The 18990-nt window shown below is 65.7% G+C and carries 17 protein-coding genes and 1 tRNA gene; 15 read left to right on the plus strand and 3 right to left on the minus strand.

Annotated elements, in window-relative coordinates:
• The first annotated feature begins 14 nt into the window (after positions 1 to 14).
• From glpK to proC, 3 genes are all read left to right on the plus strand, one after another.
• Positions 15 to 1547, plus strand: coding sequence for a glycerol kinase GlpK (gene glpK, locus HK401_RS11220; RefSeq protein WP_181274734.1), 1533 nt, complete (start codon positions 15 to 17; stop codon positions 1545 to 1547).
• 97 nt (positions 1548 to 1644) lie between these two features.
• A complete protein-coding gene (locus HK401_RS11225; protein WP_181274735.1) occupies positions 1645 to 2643 on the plus strand; it encodes a sugar phosphate isomerase/epimerase family protein in 999 nt (332 codons plus the stop codon).
• A 125-nt stretch (positions 2644 to 2768) separates the two neighbouring features.
• Positions 2769 to 3605 (plus strand): pyrroline-5-carboxylate reductase, encoded by an 837-nt coding sequence (proC, locus tag HK401_RS11230; protein ID WP_181274736.1) that lies wholly within the window; start codon positions 2769 to 2771, stop codon positions 3603 to 3605.
• 44 nt (positions 3606 to 3649) lie between these two features.
• Here proC and HK401_RS11235 read toward each other — a convergent pair whose 3' ends face one another.
• Positions 3650 to 4537: a LuxR C-terminal-related transcriptional regulator gene (locus HK401_RS11235; RefSeq protein WP_181274737.1), complete on the minus strand. Its 888-nt coding sequence runs from the start codon at positions 4535 to 4537 to the stop codon at positions 3650 to 3652.
• 107 nt (positions 4538 to 4644) lie between these two features.
• On the opposite strand from HK401_RS11235, the gene HK401_RS11240 reads away from it, so the two are divergent.
• The 4 genes from HK401_RS11240 (at position 4645) to HK401_RS11255 (ending at position 8678) form a co-directional block, all read left to right on the plus strand.
• Entirely contained in the window at positions 4645 to 4986 is a 342-nt protein-coding gene (locus tag HK401_RS11240) for a DUF485 domain-containing protein (protein ID WP_181274738.1), read from the plus strand.
• A complete protein-coding gene (locus HK401_RS11245) occupies positions 4983 to 6635 on the plus strand; it encodes a monocarboxylic acid transporter (protein WP_219921876.1) in 1653 nt (550 codons plus the stop codon). Before HK401_RS11240 ends, HK401_RS11245 begins: the two co-directional genes overlap by 4 nt.
• Before the next feature lie 506 nt (positions 6636 to 7141).
• Positions 7142 to 8245 (plus strand): DUF559 domain-containing protein, encoded by a 1104-nt coding sequence (locus tag HK401_RS11250; RefSeq protein WP_181274739.1) that lies wholly within the window; start codon positions 7142 to 7144, stop codon positions 8243 to 8245.
• A gap of 362 nt (positions 8246 to 8607) precedes the next feature.
• A tRNA-Gly gene (locus tag HK401_RS11255) sits at positions 8608 to 8678 on the plus strand.
• A 68-nt stretch (positions 8679 to 8746) separates the two neighbouring features.
• Here HK401_RS11255 and HK401_RS11260 read toward each other — a convergent pair.
• Both HK401_RS11260 and HK401_RS11265 read right to left on the minus strand, forming a co-directional pair.
• Positions 8747 to 9409 carry a potassium channel family protein gene (locus HK401_RS11260; RefSeq protein WP_166970480.1) on the minus strand — a complete coding sequence of 221 codons (663 nt, stop codon included), beginning with the start codon at positions 9407 to 9409 and terminating at the stop codon, positions 8747 to 8749.
• Positions 9402 to 10820 (minus strand): TrkH family potassium uptake protein, encoded by a 1419-nt coding sequence (locus tag HK401_RS11265; protein WP_246490631.1) that lies wholly within the window; start codon positions 10818 to 10820, stop codon positions 9402 to 9404. The genes HK401_RS11260 and HK401_RS11265 overlap by 8 nt, the downstream gene beginning before the upstream one ends.
• 59 nt (positions 10821 to 10879) lie before the next feature.
• On the opposite strand from HK401_RS11265, the gene HK401_RS11270 reads away from it, so the two are divergent.
• The 8 genes from HK401_RS11270 to HK401_RS11305 all read left to right on the plus strand — a co-directional run bounded on the left by HK401_RS11270 (position 10880) and on the right by HK401_RS11305 (position 18954).
• A complete protein-coding gene (locus tag HK401_RS11270; protein WP_181274741.1) occupies positions 10880 to 12076 on the plus strand; it encodes an acetoin utilization protein AcuC in 1197 nt (398 codons plus the stop codon).
• Between the two features lie 151 nt (positions 12077 to 12227).
• The gene (locus HK401_RS11275; protein ID WP_009882927.1) at positions 12228 to 12326 is read left to right on the plus strand and encodes a 30S ribosomal protein bS22; all 99 of its coding nucleotides are present in this window, start codon (positions 12228 to 12230) and stop codon (positions 12324 to 12326) included.
• A gap of 72 nt (positions 12327 to 12398) precedes the next feature.
• On the plus strand, positions 12399 to 12644 hold the full coding sequence (locus tag HK401_RS11280) for a glutaredoxin family protein (protein WP_181274742.1): 246 nt from the start codon (positions 12399 to 12401) through the stop codon (positions 12642 to 12644).
• A 27-nt stretch (positions 12645 to 12671) separates the two neighbouring features.
• Positions 12672 to 13367: a redox-sensing transcriptional repressor Rex gene (locus tag HK401_RS11285; protein WP_181274743.1), complete on the plus strand. Its 696-nt coding sequence runs from the start codon at positions 12672 to 12674 to the stop codon at positions 13365 to 13367.
• Positions 13364 to 15841 (plus strand): glutamyl-tRNA reductase, encoded by a 2478-nt coding sequence (hemA, locus tag HK401_RS11290; protein ID WP_181274744.1) that lies wholly within the window; start codon positions 13364 to 13366, stop codon positions 15839 to 15841. Before HK401_RS11285 ends, hemA begins: the two co-directional genes overlap by 4 nt.
• Positions 15838 to 17442 (plus strand): bifunctional uroporphyrinogen-III C-methyltransferase/uroporphyrinogen-III synthase, encoded by a 1605-nt coding sequence (locus HK401_RS11295; protein ID WP_181274745.1) that lies wholly within the window; start codon positions 15838 to 15840, stop codon positions 17440 to 17442. Before hemA ends, HK401_RS11295 begins: the two co-directional genes overlap by 4 nt.
• Position 17443: 1 nt before the next feature.
• Positions 17444 to 18487: a porphobilinogen synthase gene (hemB, locus tag HK401_RS11300; RefSeq protein ID WP_181274746.1), complete on the plus strand. Its 1044-nt coding sequence runs from the start codon at positions 17444 to 17446 to the stop codon at positions 18485 to 18487.
• Positions 18487 to 18954 (plus strand): MarR family winged helix-turn-helix transcriptional regulator, encoded by a 468-nt coding sequence (locus HK401_RS11305; protein ID WP_181274749.1) that lies wholly within the window; start codon positions 18487 to 18489, stop codon positions 18952 to 18954. The genes hemB and HK401_RS11305 overlap by 1 nt, the downstream gene beginning before the upstream one ends.
• The last annotated feature ends 36 nt before the right edge of the window (positions 18955 to 18990 follow it).

Below are 18990 nucleotides of genomic sequence, written 5' to 3' on the forward strand. Positions count from 1 at the left end.
ACACAGGAGTCAGAATGAGTCAGGAAAAGTTCATCCTCGCCATCGACCAGGGCACCACCTCGTCGCGGGCGATCGTCTTCGACCATGACGGACAGATCGTGTCCTCCGGTCAGCTCGAACACGAACAGATCTTCCCCCGCGCCGGCTGGGTCGAACACGATCCGGCCGAGATCATCAAGAACACCAACGAAGCGATCGGGCAGGCGCTGGCTCGGGCGAACATCAACCGGCACCAGCTCGAGGGCGTGGGCATCACGAACCAGCGTGAGACCACGGTGATCTGGAACAAGAACACCGGGGAGCCCGTCTACAACGCAATCGTGTGGCAGGACGCACGGACCCAGAAGGTCTGTGACGAACTCGCCGGAGACGACGGCCCGGACAAGTACAAGGACCGGGTGGGGCTGCCTTTGGCCACGTACTTCGCAGGCCCGAAGGCCAAATGGATCTTCGACAACGTCGACGGGGTCAAGGAAGCAGCCGCGGCCGGAGACCTCCTCTTCGGCACCATGGACACCTGGGTGATCTGGAACCTCACCGGAGGCACCAACGGCGGAATCCACGTCACCGACGTCACGAACGCCTCACGCACGATGCTGATGAACATCGACACCCTCGACTGGAATGCCGACATCGCCGCGGACATGGGCATCCCGGTGGAGATGCTGCCGGAGATCAAGTCCTGCTCCGAGATCTACGGCTACGGGGCGAAGAATGGCTTGATCATCGACACTCCGATCTGCGGCATCCTCGGAGATCAGCAGGCGGCGACCTTCGGGCAGGCCTGCTTCGAGAAGGGGCAGGCGAAGAACACCTACGGCACCGGCAACTTCATGCTCATCAACACCGGCAACGAACCGGTGGCGAGCAAGAACGGCCTGCTCACGACCGTGGCCTACAAGATCGGTGAGGACGAGGCCGTCTACGCACTCGAGGGTTCGGTGGCCGTGACCGGTTCGCTCGTGCAGTGGCTGCGCGACAATTTCGGGATCATCAACGATGCTCCTGAGGTCGAGACCCTGGCCAAGCAGGTCGACGACAACGGAGGCTGCTATATCGTGCCGGCGTTCTCCGGTCTCTTCGCACCCCACTGGGAGTCCGACGCCCGGGGTGTGATCGTGGGCCTGACCCGATACGTGAACAAGAACCACATCGCGCGGGCGGCCCTCGAGTCCGTGGCGTTCCAGTCGCGCGAGGTCCTCGACGCGATGAACCTCGACTCCGGCGTCGAACTCACCGAGCTCAAGGTCGACGGCGGCATGGTCGCCAACGAGACACTCATGCAGTTCCAGGCCGACCTCCTCGGCGTGCCCGTCATCCGGCCAGAGGTCGTCGAGACCACGGCACTGGGTGCGGCCTATGCGGCCGGCATCGCCGTGAAGTTCTGGAACGGCGAAGAGGACGTGCGCAACAATTGGCGCGAGGACGAGCGCTGGAACCCGTCGATGGACGATGAGAGGATCGACCGCCTGTACCGCCTGTGGAACAAGGCGGTCGAACGTTCGAAGGATTGGGTCGACGAGGACACAGAAGAACTCTACGGCTGACAATTACTACCTGACGGCGGCCCAGCAACCACGCGCAAGGTTGCTGGGCCGCCGTCAGGTAGCAAGGAGGGGCGGGGGCCGCGTTAAACTGGATGTGATGAGCAAGAAGTCGAAGTCCCAGCGGAAGGTGCTGACCACCAAGAATTCTGCGCGCTCGAATTCGAAGCGCCACCGGCAGTACTTCGACAGCCACGAAGTCTACGAACACGATGCCCATCACGTCTCCGACCACCGAATCCGCCTCGGCCTCTCCAGCTCCTCCGTGTCACCGATGACGGTGGAGGAGACCTTCGTCCAAGCTGCCAAACACGGCTACGACGGCGTCGAGATCATGGTCACCCACAACGCGGAGACCCGCGACGTCGACCTCATCAACGGACTCGCTGCCGACACCGGTCTCGACGTGATCTCGCTCCATGCCCCGACCCTGCTGTTCCTCCCGCGCGTACTGCACAAAGACCATTGGGAGAAGCTGCGCATCACCGCGAATCTCGCCAAGGAAGTCGGCGCCGAAACCGTCGTCCTCCATCCGCCCTTCCGCTGGCAGGGCGAGTACGCGCTCGGTTTCGTCGACGGCGTGCGGCAGGTCTCGCAGGAGACCGGAGTGCGACTGGCCGTCGAGAATATGTACCCCTGGAGAGCCGGACTCCGCGAGATCCTCGTCTACTACCCCGACTGGAATCCGCTGGACGAAGACTACGACGACCTCACCTTCGACTTCTCCCACGCTTCGACGGCTGGCATGAACGCACTCGAAACCGTCGCCGAGGTATTCGACCGACTCCGCCACGTCCACCTCACCGACGGCGCCGGCTCCCTCAAGGACGAACATCTCGTGCCCGGTGTCGGCACCATGCCCGTGGCCGAGACCCTGCAGTACCTCGCAAAACACAACTGGGCCGGCGACGTCGTCGTCGAGGTCAACACCCGATTCGTCCGCAGACAGTCGACACGCGAGAAGATGCTCGCCGACTCGATCGCCTTCGCCCGCGAACACCTCGGACTGGGCGACCGCGCTCCACGGCGCAACGCCCGCAGCCACACCCGCACTTCGGAGGGCCGGTCCGCGACTTCCGCCGACACCAGCCCCGACTGAGCCTCATCTCGAAGGCCGGGGCGATCGGAGGCGATGACCTCCTCCGTCCGGCCTTCGTCTCCAGACTGCCGACCACAGCGACATCGCACCGTAATCACACCACCACGACGAAAGGCTGGCCAGATTTGACCACGATCGCCTCCATCGGAACCGGAAACATGGGCACCGCGCTGATCCAGGGAATCCTCAGCGCCGACGAGAACATCACAGTCCGAGCGACGACGAATTCGGCCGCCTCGGCGAAGCGCCTGGCTGGTGAGATGCCCCAGGCGACGGTCACCTCGGTGGAGGAGGACGCAGACGCCAATGCCACGGCCGCGACCGGCGCCGACTTCGTCTTCCTCGGCGTCAAACCGTGGATGATGGCCGATGCGCTGCGCGCTCTCGCCCCCGCCCTCGAGCCGACCACGGTGCTCGTTTCCATGGCCGCGGGGGTCGCCTCCGCTGACCTCGCACAGCTCGCCCCGCAGAACCCGATCGTGCGCATCATGCCCAATACGCCGAGCTCGATCGGCCACGGAGTCATCGCCCTGGCCCCCGACGCCGAGGTGGCCGCCGACAGCGTCGAAACCCTGCGGTCCCTGCTCTCCGGGGCCGGGCTCGTCGTCGATCTCGACGAATCCCAGATCCCCGCGATGACCGGGATCTCCGGGTCCGGCGTCGCGTACTTCTTCCTCCTGGCCGAGGCGATGATCGCCGCCGGCGTCAAGCAGGGACTGAGCGAGGACGCAGCCCGACAGATGGTCGTGGCCACCGCCGACGGTGCTGGACGCCTGCTCACCCGCAAACCCGACCCGGCCGCTCAGCGCAAGGCCGTGAGCAGCAAGGGCGGAACGACCTTGGCCGGACTCCAGGAGTTCATCGATGCCGGGATCTTCGATATCGCCGAGGCGGCCGCGCAGGCGGCAGCGGACCGTTCCCTGGAGATGGAGCGGGAGAATTCCGAGGTCATCAACGGCTGAGAGTCATCAGCGGCTGAGTGCCGTTGTCCCTGACCATGGGTCGGTCAGGGGAGGACGTTCGAGGATCGGGCGATGGACACGGCCTCGTGGCGGGTCCGCGCCGATAGCTTGACCATGGCGGTGTTGAGATAGGACTTCACCGTCGACTCACGCAGGCTCAGGGCTTCGGCGATGCGGGCATTCGACCAGCCCAGCGCCACGTGGGAGAGGATATCGGTCTCCCGTGGGGACAGACGCACGGCTGGGACCGGCGACGGACAGTTCTCGGGATTGTGCCCGGAGAGGATGTCGGCCAGCCGGTTCTCGACTCCGCTGAGCCTCTCCCTGGCCTCATCGTCGAGGATGCTCGCACGGATCGCCCGCAGCTCCGCATACGTATGGCGAAGAGCCTCCCTGCCCGAGGCGTCGAGGTCGGAATAGAGCTGTTCGCCGTTGCCGCGGCCGTCTTCTCGGGCCACCCGCCGGTGATCGAGCCGGGCGAGGTCGACCGAGAGCTGCCGTACGCGTCGGACGAGATCTCCCGTCTGCGGGGCCGCGGCATCGTAGTCCGAGCGATGCCCGCAGTAGACCATCCCCGTGACCTCTCCGCCGCGCAGCGTGGGGACGGCGACGAGGACGCGGATGCCCTCTCCGAGCACCTCCTCGTCGTAGTGATGGGTGATATAGGGGTCGACCTCGTAGTCGCGGGTCAGCTGGGGCGTTCCTTCGGTCATCGCTCGACCGCCGAGCCCTCGTCCGGTGGAGACGATGAGAGAGGAGAGCAGATCCTGACCGGCACCGGCCACGGCCTCGACGGCCACTGAGCCCTCATCGACCGTGCCTCCGAAGATGACGTCGCCCGTGCCGCCTCGATGCAGCGAATCGACGGCCTCGACGAACAGGCGGCGGGTCTCGGCCCTGAGTGCCCGCGTTTTCCTGGCGTTCGCATTCATGTGAACAAGCTACCAACTTTCGGTGGTATTCCCTAGCGCATGCTGAACGTTACCTTTGGGTCATGTGATTCAGGACACTGAAGTTCTGTCCATTCAAAGGAGAAAGAATGACTGACTCTGTCAACACCGGGGTTGACTTCCTCGCCGAGGAGGAGAGCCCTGAGTTCAAAGCTCTCAAACGCAAGAGGTTCTCGGTGGTGATACCGCTGTCCATCGCCTTCCTCGTCTGGTACTTCCTCTACGTCATCCTCAGCACGTATGCCCACGACTTCATGTCCACTAAGGTCGTTGGGGAGATCAACATCGGGCTCGTCTTCGGACTGCTGCAGTTCGTCACGACGTTCGCGATCACGATGTTCTACGTCTCGTTCGCCAATAGGAAGCTCGACCCGCCGGCGGAAGCGATCCGTGAGCGTCTGCAGGCCGAATCGGAGGGACGTCCCTCATGAGCGCACCGGCAATCAGTGACATCGTCGCCTCGGGAGTGGACTTCCTCAGCGCTGCCACGACCGAGGTCGAGAACAACCCCGTCCTCAACATCACGATCTTCGCCGCCTTCGTGGCGGTGACGATGTTCATCGTCCTGCGGGCCAGCCGCAACAACAAGTCCGCATCCGACTACTACGCCGGCGGAAGGTCCTTCACCGGACCGCAGAACGGCTTCGCGATCTCCGGAGACTACCTCTCGGCGGCATCGTTCCTCGGCATCTGCGGTGCGATCGCCGTCAACGGCTACGACGGTTTCCTCTATTCGATCGGCTTCCTCGTCGCATGGCTCGTCGCCCTGCTCATCGTCGCCGAACTCATGCGCAACACGGGCAAGTTCACGATGGCCGATGTGCTCTCGTTCCGCCTCAAGCAGCGCCCCGTGCGAATGGCCGCGGCGCTGTCGACCTTGGCGGTCTGTTTCTTCTACCTGCTTGCGCAGATGGCCGGAGCCGGCGGCCTCGTGTCCCTGCTCATGGGCATCGACGGCAAGGTCGGCCAGTCGCTCGTCATCGCCGTCGTCGGCGCGCTGATGATCATCTACGTCCTCGTCGGTGGGATGAAGGGCACCACCTGGGTGCAGATCGTCAAGGCGATCCTGCTCATCGCAGGCGCCTTTGCGATGACCATCTGGGTGCTCGCGCTCAACGGCTTCAATCTCTCGACTCTGCTGGCGTCCGCGGTCGACAACGCAGCCGAAGGAGTCGGCGAGGGAGTCCTCAATCCCGGCCTGCAGTACGGGGAGAACCCGCTCGACTTCATCTCCCTGGCATTGGCGCTCGTTCTGGGCACCGCGGGACTGCCGCACGTGCTCATGCGCTTCTACACGGTGCCCACGGCCAAGGAGGCGCGCCGGTCCGTGGTGTGGGCGATCTGGCTCATCGGTGCGTTCTACCTCTTCACTCTCGTGCTCGGCTACGGCGCGGCGGCCCTCGTGGGAGCCGATGAGATCGCTGCGGCACCGGGGGGAGTGAACTCGGCGGCACCGCTGCTGGCGCTCCGCCTCGGCGGGCCGATCCTCATGGGCTTCATCTCCGCGGTCGCCTTCGCGACGATCCTCGCGGTCGTCGCAGGGCTGGCGATCACTGCCGCGGCCTCGTTCGCCCACGACATCTACGCGAACGTCATCAAGAAAGGCAAGGTCGAAGACTCCGAGGCGGAGGTCAAGATCGCCCGCCGGACGGTCATCGTCATCGGTGCCGTGGCGATCATCGGCGGCATCGGCGTGCAGGGGCAGAACATCGCGTTCCTCGTCGCCCTGGCCTTCGCGGTGGCGGCGAGTGCGAACCTGCCGACGATCGTCTACTCGCTGTTCTGGAAGCGCTTCACCACCCGCGGTGCTGTGTGGTCGATCTACGGCGGGCTGATCTCGGCGATGGTGCTCATCGCGTTCTCGCCGGTCGTCTCCGGCTCCGAGACCGCGATGATCCCGGGTGCCGACTTCGCGATCTTCCCCCTGTCGAACCCGGGAATCATCTCGATCCCGCTCGGCTTCGTCCTCGGGTGGATCGCCTCGATCACCGACCGGACGGTGGAGAGCCCCGAGCTCGCCGCCGAGATGGACGTCCGCGCCCACACCGGGTTCGGCGCCGAGGAGGCCGTCGAGCACTGATTCGTCCGTGACCCGACCGTGTGGTAAGCCTGGCGGGGATCGAGTTCTCACTACGCTGGGTCTTGGTCTCCGCCGGGACGGGCTCGTCGGCACGGATTCGTCGGCATCGTACGAGGGGGCGGCTTCGGCCGCTCCCTCGTGGTGTGCAGGGGACTCTCCAGCGCGAAATCAGCGCTTGAACCAATGACTGTCTATCGAACGTGCACGCGGCCTGAATGTATGCACTACGCCTGCACTTCGACCGTACAGTTGTGGACGAATCAACGAGGCTGCCTGCAATGCCATCTCCGGTCGACGTACCGTTTTCGTCGACGCGGATGCCGAGGAGTCAGCGCAGGGCCGGTTTCCTTAGGGAGATGGTGACTCGCTCTGTGCTTCAGTCGGTCGCCGAACGTTGTGGACGGTCGGCCGACTCGAGCGTCCGAGCCCTGTGGATCCGACACGAGTATCCACAGGTAGGCGGCCTGTCCTTGTGCCGATGACGGCGACAAGGAGAGATTTGCCGCATGTACAACGTCGTCCGTACCTGCGAACTCAACGCCCACGGAGTGCTGAGCCGAACCATCAAGGATGCGATCGGCTGCTGCCTGCTGAGGCTCACCAGCGGGATGTATTCGATCATCAGGCGGTGTTCTCACCCACGCCACGCGGCGATAGCCGCCTTCATCACGGACGAATCGTGGCTTGCTCAGGTGATCGAGCAGACCGACGAACACACGGGCAGAGAGCAATTCACGCTTCTCGACACCATTGAGAAGCTGCGTGCATCGTCGTATCCCTACTATCGCGTCGACGACGTCGTCTGGTCGGCCTCCGCCGCATATATTCACGAGCTTCCGCTCTATCGGCCCCCGCGAGGCAAGGTGCACATCGCGCATCCAAGCGTGCGAGGCACCAGCAGCGACATCAAGAGATCGCAGATTTCGATCCCAGGCGAAGACGTCGTGCGCATCGGCAAGATGACCCTGACGACGCCGATACGTACGGCCTTCGACCTCATCGGCCAGCTCGGTGAAGCGGAAGGATTCGCCGCCCTCGAATCGTGTCTGAGGACATCAGTGTTCGGCTCAGTTGCCGCAGCAGATGAGGCGGCTCGCTTCGGATACCCACCCGACACGATGATGATGGCCGAACAGCGAATCGCGGAAGAGTTCGTGCCAGTGCTCAATCGCCTAGCCAAGGGGAGGCGTCGTGCTGAACGACTCCTATCGGCGGTCGGTGCTCTGTCCGAGAGCTATGCGGAGAGCCGATTCGTCTACACCCTCAAGCAGCTGAAGTTGAACGGGTTCAGACAGCAGGTGAGTATCTCGGACGGAAACAGGGTCATTGCTCGGGTCGACTTCGCACATGAGGAGTCGAAGACGATTGTCTTCATCGACGGAGTCACGAAATATGCGGACGACGGATTCCGACTCATGCAGAAGGAAGCCAAGCAATACAATCGTCTTCTCGATTTGGGGTATCGCATAGTCCGTTTGAACTTCAGCGAGGTGACAAATCTGGAAGAGACGTTGACCAAGCTCTTTCGTCAGGCGCCTCAACTGCGGGCATATGTGTCGCGCAGACGTACGAAATCCTCGAAAACAGCGACTCCAGTGGGCCACGGATGACCAGGTAGTGGCCAGCCCGCGGTGGTCGGGTGACCGATCGAGTCGCCACAGACGCCCATGCTTGAGCAACTGTCTAGTCGAAGTGCACGCGTAGTGAATGTATGCACTACGCCAGCACTTTCAATGGACACTCGCTGCCGATGAGCGCCTTGAGGCAGAAATCAGACCCCTCGTGGCGAACGGGGCTGGGCAGAGCGTGCGGCTTCGGACGGGTCGGCGGCCCGAGGCCTCATCGCAATACCTCCGGGAAGTTCGGACGGATGCGAAACCGCAGCAAGGCTGTAGACTGGTCCGAGTCGCTGCACACGGCGGGAACGCGCCGGGTTTCACCTGGGCGTTTGCCGACTGGATAGTGGCGACATGCGGGCGTAGCTTAATGGTAAAGCTTCGGCTTCCCAAGCCGATGACGCGGGTTCGATTCCCGTCGCCCGCTCTCTTTGTGCCCGAATCCGCTCTGCCCGAACCGGCCCCGCCGAGCCCCGCACGAGCAGTCGCCCAACCTTACGGGCGGCCGGCGAAGCGTCCCAGCAGTTCGACGTGGCCGGCGACTATGAGGAGGTCCTGCTTGCCGACCCGCGTCGTGGGGTCGGCGTAGGTGAAGTCGCGGCCGGGACTCTTGATGCCCACGATCGTCACACCGTACTTGTCGCGGACGCCGGACTCGCTGAGAGTGAAGCCCTGGATCTCCCGCGGCGGGCGCATCTTGACCACAGCAAAATGCCCCTCGTCGAACTCGATGTACTCCATCATCCGCGAGCTGACCAGGTGAGCCACGCGCCGACCCGCATCCGATTCGGGGTAGAGGACGTGGTGGGCGCCGATGCGGTGGAGGATCTTGCCATGCGCGGGCGAGATCGCCTTCGCCCACACCTGCCCGACACCGAGGTCAACGAGATTGGCCGTGGTGAGCACACTGTCCTCGATCGAGGTGCCGATCCCGACCACCGCGGTCGAGAAGTCTCCGGCTCCGACCTGCCGCAGCGCGTCGATGTTCGTCGAATCCGCCTCGACGACGTGGGTGAGCTTGCCGCTCCAGTCCTTGACGAGCTCCGGATTGTGCTCGATCGCCATCACCTCGCGGCCCAGTTTGGCCAGCGTGGCCGCCGTCGAGGATCCGAAGCGTCCGAGACCGACGACCAGGATGGAGGTGTGTTCGTTAGCCAACGACGGGCCTTTCCTCGGGATAGCGGTACAGGCGGGCGGAGTCCTGCATGGACAGCGCCGCCGCAAGTGTAATCGTACCGAGTCGGCCGATGAGCATGATCACCGACAGCACGTACAGCCCCGAATTCGGCGCGGCCGCCGACACCCCGGAACTCAGACCGACCGTGCCGAAGGCCGAGATCACCTCGAACAGCACCCGATCGAGCGGCTCCGCACTGATCTGGAGCATCGCGAGTGTGCCGACGAAGACGATGAGGGCACCGGTGAGCAGGATCGAGATCGAGAGCTTGATCGTCGAGGCAGTCAGCCGCCGACCGAACACATGCACGTCCTGCAGGCCCCTGGCCTCGGCGAAGGCCGCCAGGACGAGCACCGCCACCGTGGTGACCTTGATGCCTCCGGCCGTCGACGACGACCCGCCGCCGATGAACATCATCAGGTCCATGAGCAGGTGTGAGGCCTGGCTCATGTCCGCGATCTCCATCGTCGAGAATCCGCCCGACCGCGGCATCACGGCCATGAATAGGACCTCGACGAACGTGTGACCGGCGTTCTTGTCGCCGAGGGTCGCCGGATTCGCCGACTCGAAGAGCGCCAACAGCAGCAGCCCGATCGCGAGCACCGTCGTCGTGGTCGTCAGGGTCAGCTTCGTGTGCAGATCCCATTTCGACGGCCGATTCCAGAACATCGCGATCATGAGCACGACCGGGAAGCCCAGCGCACCGACGAAGACTCCCAACATCAGCAGGGACAGGATCCAGGGATCCGAGGCGAAGTACGCCCCGCCGCCGGGATGGATGGTGAAGCCGGCGTTGTTGAACGCCGAAATCGAGTAGAAGACCGAATACCAGGTGGCATCGCCGAGCGATTCCCCCCGGATGAGGAAGCGCGGGAACATCAGCAGCGCGAGGATCGCCTCGGCGGTGACGATGGTGATGACGACCGTCTTGAGGAGGGTGCCGACCTGACCCAGATTGAGCGCCGAGGTGGCCTGCTGGGCGATGAGGCGCTGCCGGACTCCCAGCCGGCGTGAGACCGCCATCCCCAGCACCGAGGCGAGGGTGAGGATCCCGAGTCCGCCGACTTGGATGCCGGCGGTGATGACGGAGATTCCGAAGTCCGACCAGTACTCCTCAGTGACCACCGGTGTCAGACCCGTGACGCAGACGGCCGAAACGGCGACGAACACGGAGTTCGCGATGTGCGTGGCCAGGTCCACCGAACCCGGATGACGCATGCTCGCCGGCAGCATCAGCAGGATCGCGAAGCACGCGACGACCCCGACGAACGAACCGATCGCCAACCGGGCGGGGGAGGCGACGGCGAGGTCGTCGACGAAGTCGCGAACCCACCTGCCGGGTCGCAGCAGCCGGTCGAGGCGCTGTGTGGAATTCTTGGGCACAAGCACCATGGTAGATCCGCCCGCCCCGGAATCGGTGCAAGTGAGGTGCGCCATATAGCATGGTGCCCATGGCCGAAAATGATGTGTATGTCGCATGGGACGACGCGGTGACCGGTTACAACTTCGGCCCCAGCCACCCCATGCACCCGCTCAGGCTCGACCTCACGGCGAAGCTCGCCATGGACTTCGACCTCTTCGACGCCGATAATGTCCACGTGCACCCGATCGGCGAGATCGGCGAAGCCAAGCTCGCCCGGCTCCACGACCCCGACTACATCGCCGCCGTCCGGCAGGCAGGGACCGCAGAGGGCCTGAACGAGCAGGATGCGCACAGGTACGGGATCGGCACCGAGGATGTGCCCGGGTTCGAGAATATGCACACCGCCTCGGCGCTGCTGTTCCAAGGCAGCATCGAGGCGGCGAATGCGATCATCTCCGGCGGCTACAGGCGCGCTGTGAACTTCTGCGGCGGAATGCACCATGCGATGCCGGACCGAGCCAGCGGCTTCTGCGTGTACAACGACGCAGCGGGGGCGATCACCGAATTCCTCGACTCCGGCATGGAGCGCATCGTCTATCTCGACCTCGACGCCCACCACGGCGACGGAGTGGAGAAGTTCTTCTGGGACGACCCGCGGGTGCTCACGATCTCGATCCACGAATCGGGGAAGTACCTCTTCCCCGGCACCGGGTTCCCCGCCGAGATCGGGGGACTGAAGGCGGCCGCCTCGGCGATGAATGTCGCCCTGCCTCCGCGCACCGGCGACGCGGACTGGCTGCGGGCCTTCGACGCCACGGTCCCGCCGGTCGTCGCGGCCTTCGAACCGCAGGTCATCGTCTCCCAGCACGGCTGCGACGGCCACCGCGAGGACCCGCTCACGCACATGCGACTGAGCGTGGACGCGATGCGCATCGCCGCCGAGCGGGTCCGCCGTCTGGCCGAGGACCATGCCGACGGGAAGTGGCTGTCCGTCGGAGGCGGCGGCTACGCGATCATCGATGTCGTGCCGCGGGCCTGGACGAACCTGCTGGCCATCTCCGCGGGCCGCGACATCGACCCGGCAACGAGGATCCCCGGCCGGTGGGCCGACTACGCGCAGACGAAGACCGGGCGCGAGGCGCCGCTGTCGATGACCGACGGATTCGACGGTGAGTTCGAACCGTGGTCGAAGGGATTCGACCCGGAGGCCGAGCTCGACCGGGCTGTGATGGGCACCCGGAAGAACCTCTTCCCGTTCTTCGCCCTCGACCCGTACTTCGACTGACCCGCGAGCCTGCGCGGATGACCGGTCGAACCGCTGTGGATCTCGACACAGTTTTGGGAAAGCAGGCGGCCAAGCGATAGAATTGCACGGTTAGTTCAATGGGTGGGCACGTGATGTTCACCCTCCACCGACAAGCACAAGGGGTACCCGCGTGGGCTCAGTCATCAAGAAGCGCCGCAAGCGTATGTCGAAGAAGAAGCACCGCAAGCAGCTTCGCAAGACACGTCACCAGCGTCGCAACAAGAAGTAAGACCCAACGGTCCTACGCCCCCGCTCGAGTGATTTCTCGGCGGGGTTTGTTGCACCCGATGAGGAGTGAGCCATGGTCGAACTGACCTTCCTCACGCGCGTCGACTGCCACCTCTGCGCGCTCGCGCGCGAAACCGTCACCGAGGTGGCGGCCGGCAGAGATGTGGACGTGAGAGAGATTGACATCGACACCGACGAGGACCTGGCCGGACAGTACGGCTGGGATGTTCCCGTCGTGCTCCTCAACGGGCGCCAGCACAGTTTTCACAGAGTCGAGAAGGATCGGCTGTCCAGGGCCCTGAGCGCTCTGGGCGCATGAGATCGATTGAAGGAGTGAGGCGGATTCGTGGGCGAGATTCTGTCCGCCAACAGGATTGAGGGTGTCGTTCGCAAGGACGTACCCGAACGCGTGATCTCCCGACTCCCGATCTACCTGCAGACCGTCGAGACCATCGCCGCGACCGGTCAGGAGACCGTGTCATCGGAGGACCTCGCCGCGCGCAGCGGTGTGTCCCCGTCGATCCTGCGCAAAGACCTCTCCCAGCTGGGGCGGTCGGGCACTCGCGGGGTCGGCTACTCCTGCCCGGAACTGTCAGCGACGCTGCGCAGCTTCCTCGGCCTCGATCGCGACCGCAGCGTCGCCATCATCGGGGCCGGTCGTCTCGGCTCCGCGCTCGCCGACTATGCCGGGTTCCGTCGGCGCGGCCTGCGGCTGACTGCCGTGTTCGACATCGACGAGGAAAAGATCGGCACCACCATCGGATCGCTGATGGTCTCCTCTATCGACGAACTGACCAGCTGGCCCGAACACATCGACCTCGTGGTCATGGCCGTTCCCGCCGCTGCGGCGCCGGCCGCTGGCCGCACCGCCGTCGAGGCGGGAGTGCGCGGCATTCTCAACTTCTCACCCACCGTGCTCGACGCACCGGACAGCGTGCGTGTCCACCAAGTCGATCTGGCCAGTGAGCTGCAAGTACTCGCATACTATTCGGCGCTGGACACGGCACCGCTCAACCCTGGTTTTGAGGAGCACAGGAATTGACTCTCTTGGTTCTCGGCATTTCGCATCAGTCGGCTCCCATCGACATGCTCGATCGGATGGCCTTCGGTGCCGGCGAGGTCGGATCCCTGCGCAGGGACGCCCTGGCCGGTGAGAACGTCGACGGCCTCGCCGTGCTCTCGACGTGCAACCGCCTCGAGCTCATCGCCGACGTCACCGCCTTCCACGGGGGACTGGCCGACCTGGGCAACGCCCTGGTGTCCTCGATCGACAAGGAATGGTCCGACATCGCCGGGCACTTCTATGCCCACTACGACCATCAGGCCATGGAGCATCTGCTCAAGGTCGCCTGCGGACTCGATTCGATGGCGATCGGTGAGGCCCAGATCCTCGGCCAGCTGCGCTCGTCGTTCACCGATTCGCAGACGGACAAAGCGCTGACCTCCGAACTCTCCCATGCCCTCCAGCAGGCGCTGCGGGTGGGCAAGCGCGCCCATTCGGAGACCGACCTCGGCGAGGTCGCCCGGTCGCTCTTCGGCGCGGCGCTCGAAGCATCGGCGGCGCACATCGGCTCCCTGCGGGCGGCCAGCACCCTGGTCATCGGGGCCGGTGCCATGTCCGGTCTCGTCGTCTCGGGACTCCACAGAGAGGGCGTGGGCCGCATCACCGTGCTCAACCGCACGGTGGACAAGGCCGAACGCCTCGTCGCCGAGGTGGGCGGACGCGCCCGCGAACTCAACCCCCGTGTGATGGCCGAGGAGATCGCCGACGCCGACCTCATCGTCTCGTGCACCGGTGCGCGCGGTGTCGTCGTCACCCGTGACGACATCGTCGCCGGTCTGTCCCAGAACCCGAAGGGCGCGGCGAACAAGGCGTTCATCGACCTCGCGCTGCCGCACGACATCGACCCCAGCGTCCGCGAGTTCGAACACGTCGCCCTGTTCGGCCTCGGCGAGATCCGAGACCTGCTCAGAGGCTCCGACAAGGAACGCGATGCGAAGGTCGTGCACACCGTCGAAGAGGTTCGTGCGATCATCTCCGCTGAGCTGGAGAACATCGCCACCGGCAACAAGGAGCGCGCCGTGGCTCCGACCGTGACCGCGCTGCGCTCCCACGCCAAGGACGTGCTCGCCACCGAGACCGAGCGGTTGGAGAAGAAGCTCGGCGCCAACGTCGACGAGAAGTCCTTCGCCGAGATCCGCAAGTCCCTTCACCGCGTGGCCGAGAAGCTCATCCACACCCCGACCGTGAAGGTCAAGGAACTGGCCGTGAGCGAATCCGAGGTCGACTATGCGCAGGCGCTCATGCAGCTCTTCGACCTGCCCGTGAACAAGGTCGCCCATGCGATGACACCCGCGGAGACGAAGGTCGCGAAGGCCGCCAGCGCCCACCACGTCGAGGCCGACGGCATCCGTCCCGTGGCCGACCACACCCTCGACATCGTCGAACCCGAACACTTCAGCGGACGCACCGTGCGCCTGGGCACCCGCCGGTCCCAGCTGGCCCGGTCCCAGTCCACGGCGATCGCCCACCAACTCGCCGCCCTGACCGGGTGGCGCGTCGAGATCGTCGAGGTCGTCACCGAAGGCGACGTCAACATGTCCCCGCTCGCCGGCTTCGGCGGCACCGGAGTCTTCGTCTCCGCCGTCCGCCAGGCACTGCACCAGGGCAAGATCGACCTCGCCGTCCACTCGCTCAAGGACCTGCCCACCACTCCCGAGGCCGGCATCCAGATGGCGGCCATTCCACCCCGCGTCGACCCCGCCGATGTGCTCATCGGCCGTGACGGTCTGAGCCTGGCCGAACTGCCCGCCGGGTCGGTCATCGGCACCGGTTCGCCCAGGCGGGCCGTGCAGCTGCAGGCCGCTCGTCCGGACATCGAGGTCAGGGGTGTGCGCGGCAACGTCGACACCCGCATCGGGCACGTCCGCGACGGCCGCCTCGACGCCGTCGTGCTCGCCGCCGCCGGGGTCCGCCGCATCGGCCGCCTGGCCGAGGCCACCGACATCCTCGACTTCGACGTCATGCTGCCGGCGCCCGGCCAGGGAGCCCTGGCAGTGGAGACCCGCAGCGCCGACAGCTCGCACGCCGGTTCCGAGGACATCCTCAACGCCGACGCCGAGGTGCGCGCCGCCCTCATGCGTCTCCACGACCAGTCCACGGACCTGGCCGTGACCTGCGAACGCGCCATCCTCTCCCGCGCCGAGGCTGGATGTTCGGCACCCATCGGGGCACTGGCGAAGATCGACGGCGACCGGTTCGTCGTCGACGCCGTGATGGCCGATGATGACGGGCACCTGGCCCGCACCCGGCAGAGCACCCACCTGCCCGTCGTCCCCGACGCCGACTGGTCGACCGACACGGCCCAGCAGCTGAGCGTCACCGCGAAGGAACTCGCCCGCGTCGCCGATGAACTCGGCACCGCCGCGGCCGAAGACCTCCTCGATCGGCTCGGCATCGACCCGGCCGCCAGCGCCGATCACCTTACCCCCGTCAAGGCACAGGAGCAGGGATGAACAGCACACCTCTGAGCGGTCAGGTCCAACCGCGCCGACTTCTGCCGGCCGCTCCTCGGGTGGTCTTCATCGGCAGCGGACCCGGAGAATCGGGCCTGATGACCATGCGCGGAGCCGAGATCCTCGCCACCGCCGAGACCGTCGTCTATGATGCCGATGTCCATTCGGAGATCGTCACCGCCTACGTGCCTCAGGCCGCGAAGCTCATCGACGCCGCCGACCTCGGTGCCGCCGCGTCGACCCGCGGTCGCAAGCTCGCCGACCTGGCCCGCCCCGACAACACCGTCGTGCGGCTGTGTTCCGACGATGGTCTGATCTTCACGAACACCACCGCCGAGGCGGCCGTGTGCCGCAAGGCCGACGTCGAGGTCGAGATCGTCCCCGGAGTCGGGTTGTCCGCGTCGACTGCCGCCTACACAGGCACCGCCCTGACGACGAGCCGGGTCCGGTCCGTGCGCTTCATCGAGGCAGGACCCCAGACCCATGTCGACGTCTCCCGCCACCGCAACACCTCCCATGTGCTCACGGGCACCGCCGCCGCTCACGAGCAGGCCATCAGCGCCCTGCTCGCCGACGGCTGGGACGAGGACACGAAGGTGCTGCTGGGCTGGGGGATCTCCACGATCGAGCAGACGAGCGTGGAGACGACCCTGAAACAGGCGCTGTCCATGGCGCAGACAGGTTCGGATCGTATGGTGGTGATCATGGGACAGGGAGTCGAGTCGCGAGGCGAACTCAGCTGGTTCGAATCCAAACCGCTCTTCGGCTGGCAGGTGCTCATCCCACGGACCAAGGAACAGGGAACCTCCACCGCCGAGGCACTGGCCGAGCTCGGTGCCGTCGGCACCGTCGTGCCCACGATCGCCGTCCAGCCCCCACGCACTCCGACGCAGATGGAGAAGGCCATCCGCGGCCTCGTCGACGGTTCCTACGAATGGGTCGGCTTCACCTCGGTCAACGCGGTCCGCGCCGTGCGCATGTGGTTCGAGGACTTCGGGCTCGACTCGAGGTCGATGGCCGGAGTCAAGGTCGCGGCCGTCGGCGGCCGCACGGCTGCGGCACTGATCGACTGGGGCATCACCCCCGACCTCGTCCCCGACGGCGAACACTCCGCCCGCGGGCTGGCCGCAGCCTGGCCGGACTTCGTCGACGACATCGACCCGATGAACACCGTCCTGCTGCCCCGGGCCGACATCGCCACCGAGGTGCTCGTCTCCGGCCTGTTGGAGAAGGGCTGGGACCCCGACGACGTCACCGCCTACCGCACAGTCCGGGCCTCCCCGCCGCCGGCACCGATCCGCGAGTCGATCAAGGCCGGCGACTTCGATGCGTTCCTCTTCACCTCCTCGTCGACGGTGCGCAACCTCGTCGGCATCGCCGGCAAGCCCGCAGCCACCTCGGTGATCTGCTGCATCGGCCCGGCCACCGCGAACACCGCGGCCGAGCACGGACTGCGTGTCGACGTCCTCGCCGAGGAAGCCAACCTCACCTCGCTCATCGACGGACTCGTCGAATACGCACTCACCCAGCGGGCCGCTGACGTGGACGCCGGAATCTCCCCGCAGCGTCCGAGCCAGAAACGCCGCAGAAGGAAGGCCTGACATGACACTGGTTCCCGGAACCGTTCGCCCCCGTCGTCTCCGCTCGACCGCCGCCCTGCGCCGGCTCGTCTCCGAGGTGCGGCTGCACCCGGCCGACCTCATCCTGCCGATGTTCGTCAAAGAGGGATTGACCGAGCCCGTGCCGCTGACGGGGATGCCAGGCGTCGTCCAGCACACCCTTGACTCGCTGCTGGCCGCCGCCCGAGAGGCCGTCGCCGCCGGGGTCGGAGGGCTCATGCTCTTCGGCATTCCCGAGCACAGGGACGAGATCGGCTCCCAGGCCGATGACCCCGAGGGCATCCTCAACCGCGCGCTGCGGCTCCTGGCCGACGACCTCGGCGAGGACACGGTCGTCATGGCCGATCTCTGCCTCGACGAATTCACCTCCCACGGTCACTGCGGGGTCCTCGACTCCGCCGGGGGAGTCGACAACGATGCCACGCTCGACCGCTACGCCTCGATGGCACTGGCCCAGGCTCGCGCGGGCGCACAGGTGCTCGGACTCTCCGGCATGATGGACGGGCAGGTCGCCTACTGCCGCGAGGCCCTCGACGCCGCCGGCTTCACCGACACCGTCGTCATGGGCTACACCGCGAAGTACGCCTCAGCCTTCTATGGGCCCTTCCGCGAAGCAGTCGACTCCGAACTCCAGGGGGACCGGAAGACCTACCAGCAGGATCCCGCGAACGGCCGCGAGGCACTGCGGGAACTCGGCCTCGACCTCGCCGAAGGCGCTGACGTCGTCATGGTCAAACCCGGGCTGCCCTACCTCGACGTCCTCGCCGAGGTGGCAGCCGAGTCCATCGTGCCCGTGTGGACCTATCAGGTCTCCGGCGAGTACGCGATGATCGAGTTCGCCGCTCAGGCTGGCGCCATCGACCGGGAACGGGCGATCGAGGAGTCCCTCGTCGCCTTCAAACGCGCCGGCTCCGATGCGATCCTCACCTACTGGGCCACCGAGGTCGCCCAGCGCCTCCGAGCCGCAGCCGCAGGCACCCTCACCGGGAACCAGTCCGCCGAGAACCACACAGCCGGGGGCCGGTGATGACCGAACCCCGCTGGCTGAGCGCGGTCGACCAGAAGTCGTGGCGCAGCTACCTCAACGGCTCGCAGCTGCTCGCAGCCGAACTCGACAAGGAGCTGCGCGACACGCACGGCATCGGCCTGCCCGAATACGAGATCCTCGTGCGTCTGTCCGAGCACGAGGACCGGACCATGCGCATGGCCCTGCTGGCCACAGACACCACGATGTCCCGGTCCCGACTGACCCACAGCGTGGCACGGATGGAGAAGCGCGGACTGCTCGAACGCTCCGCCATCCCCGAGGACGGACGCGGCGTGAACTGCGTGATGACCGAGGCCGGATGGCAGCTGCTCCAGGCCGCAGCACCCGACCATGTCAGAGGTGTGCGGACCCACCTCGTCGACCTGCTCGAACCCGAGGAGATGGCGACCTTGGGTCGCATCTTCACGAAGGTCTACGATCATATGCGCGACATCGACGGCACTTAAGGCGCCCCGCACCCGAGCACGATCCCGCGACGACAA

This window comes from Brevibacterium oceani, from assembly GCF_013623835.1.
GTDB lineage: Bacteria > Actinomycetota > Actinomycetes > Actinomycetales > Brevibacteriaceae > Brevibacterium > Brevibacterium oceani.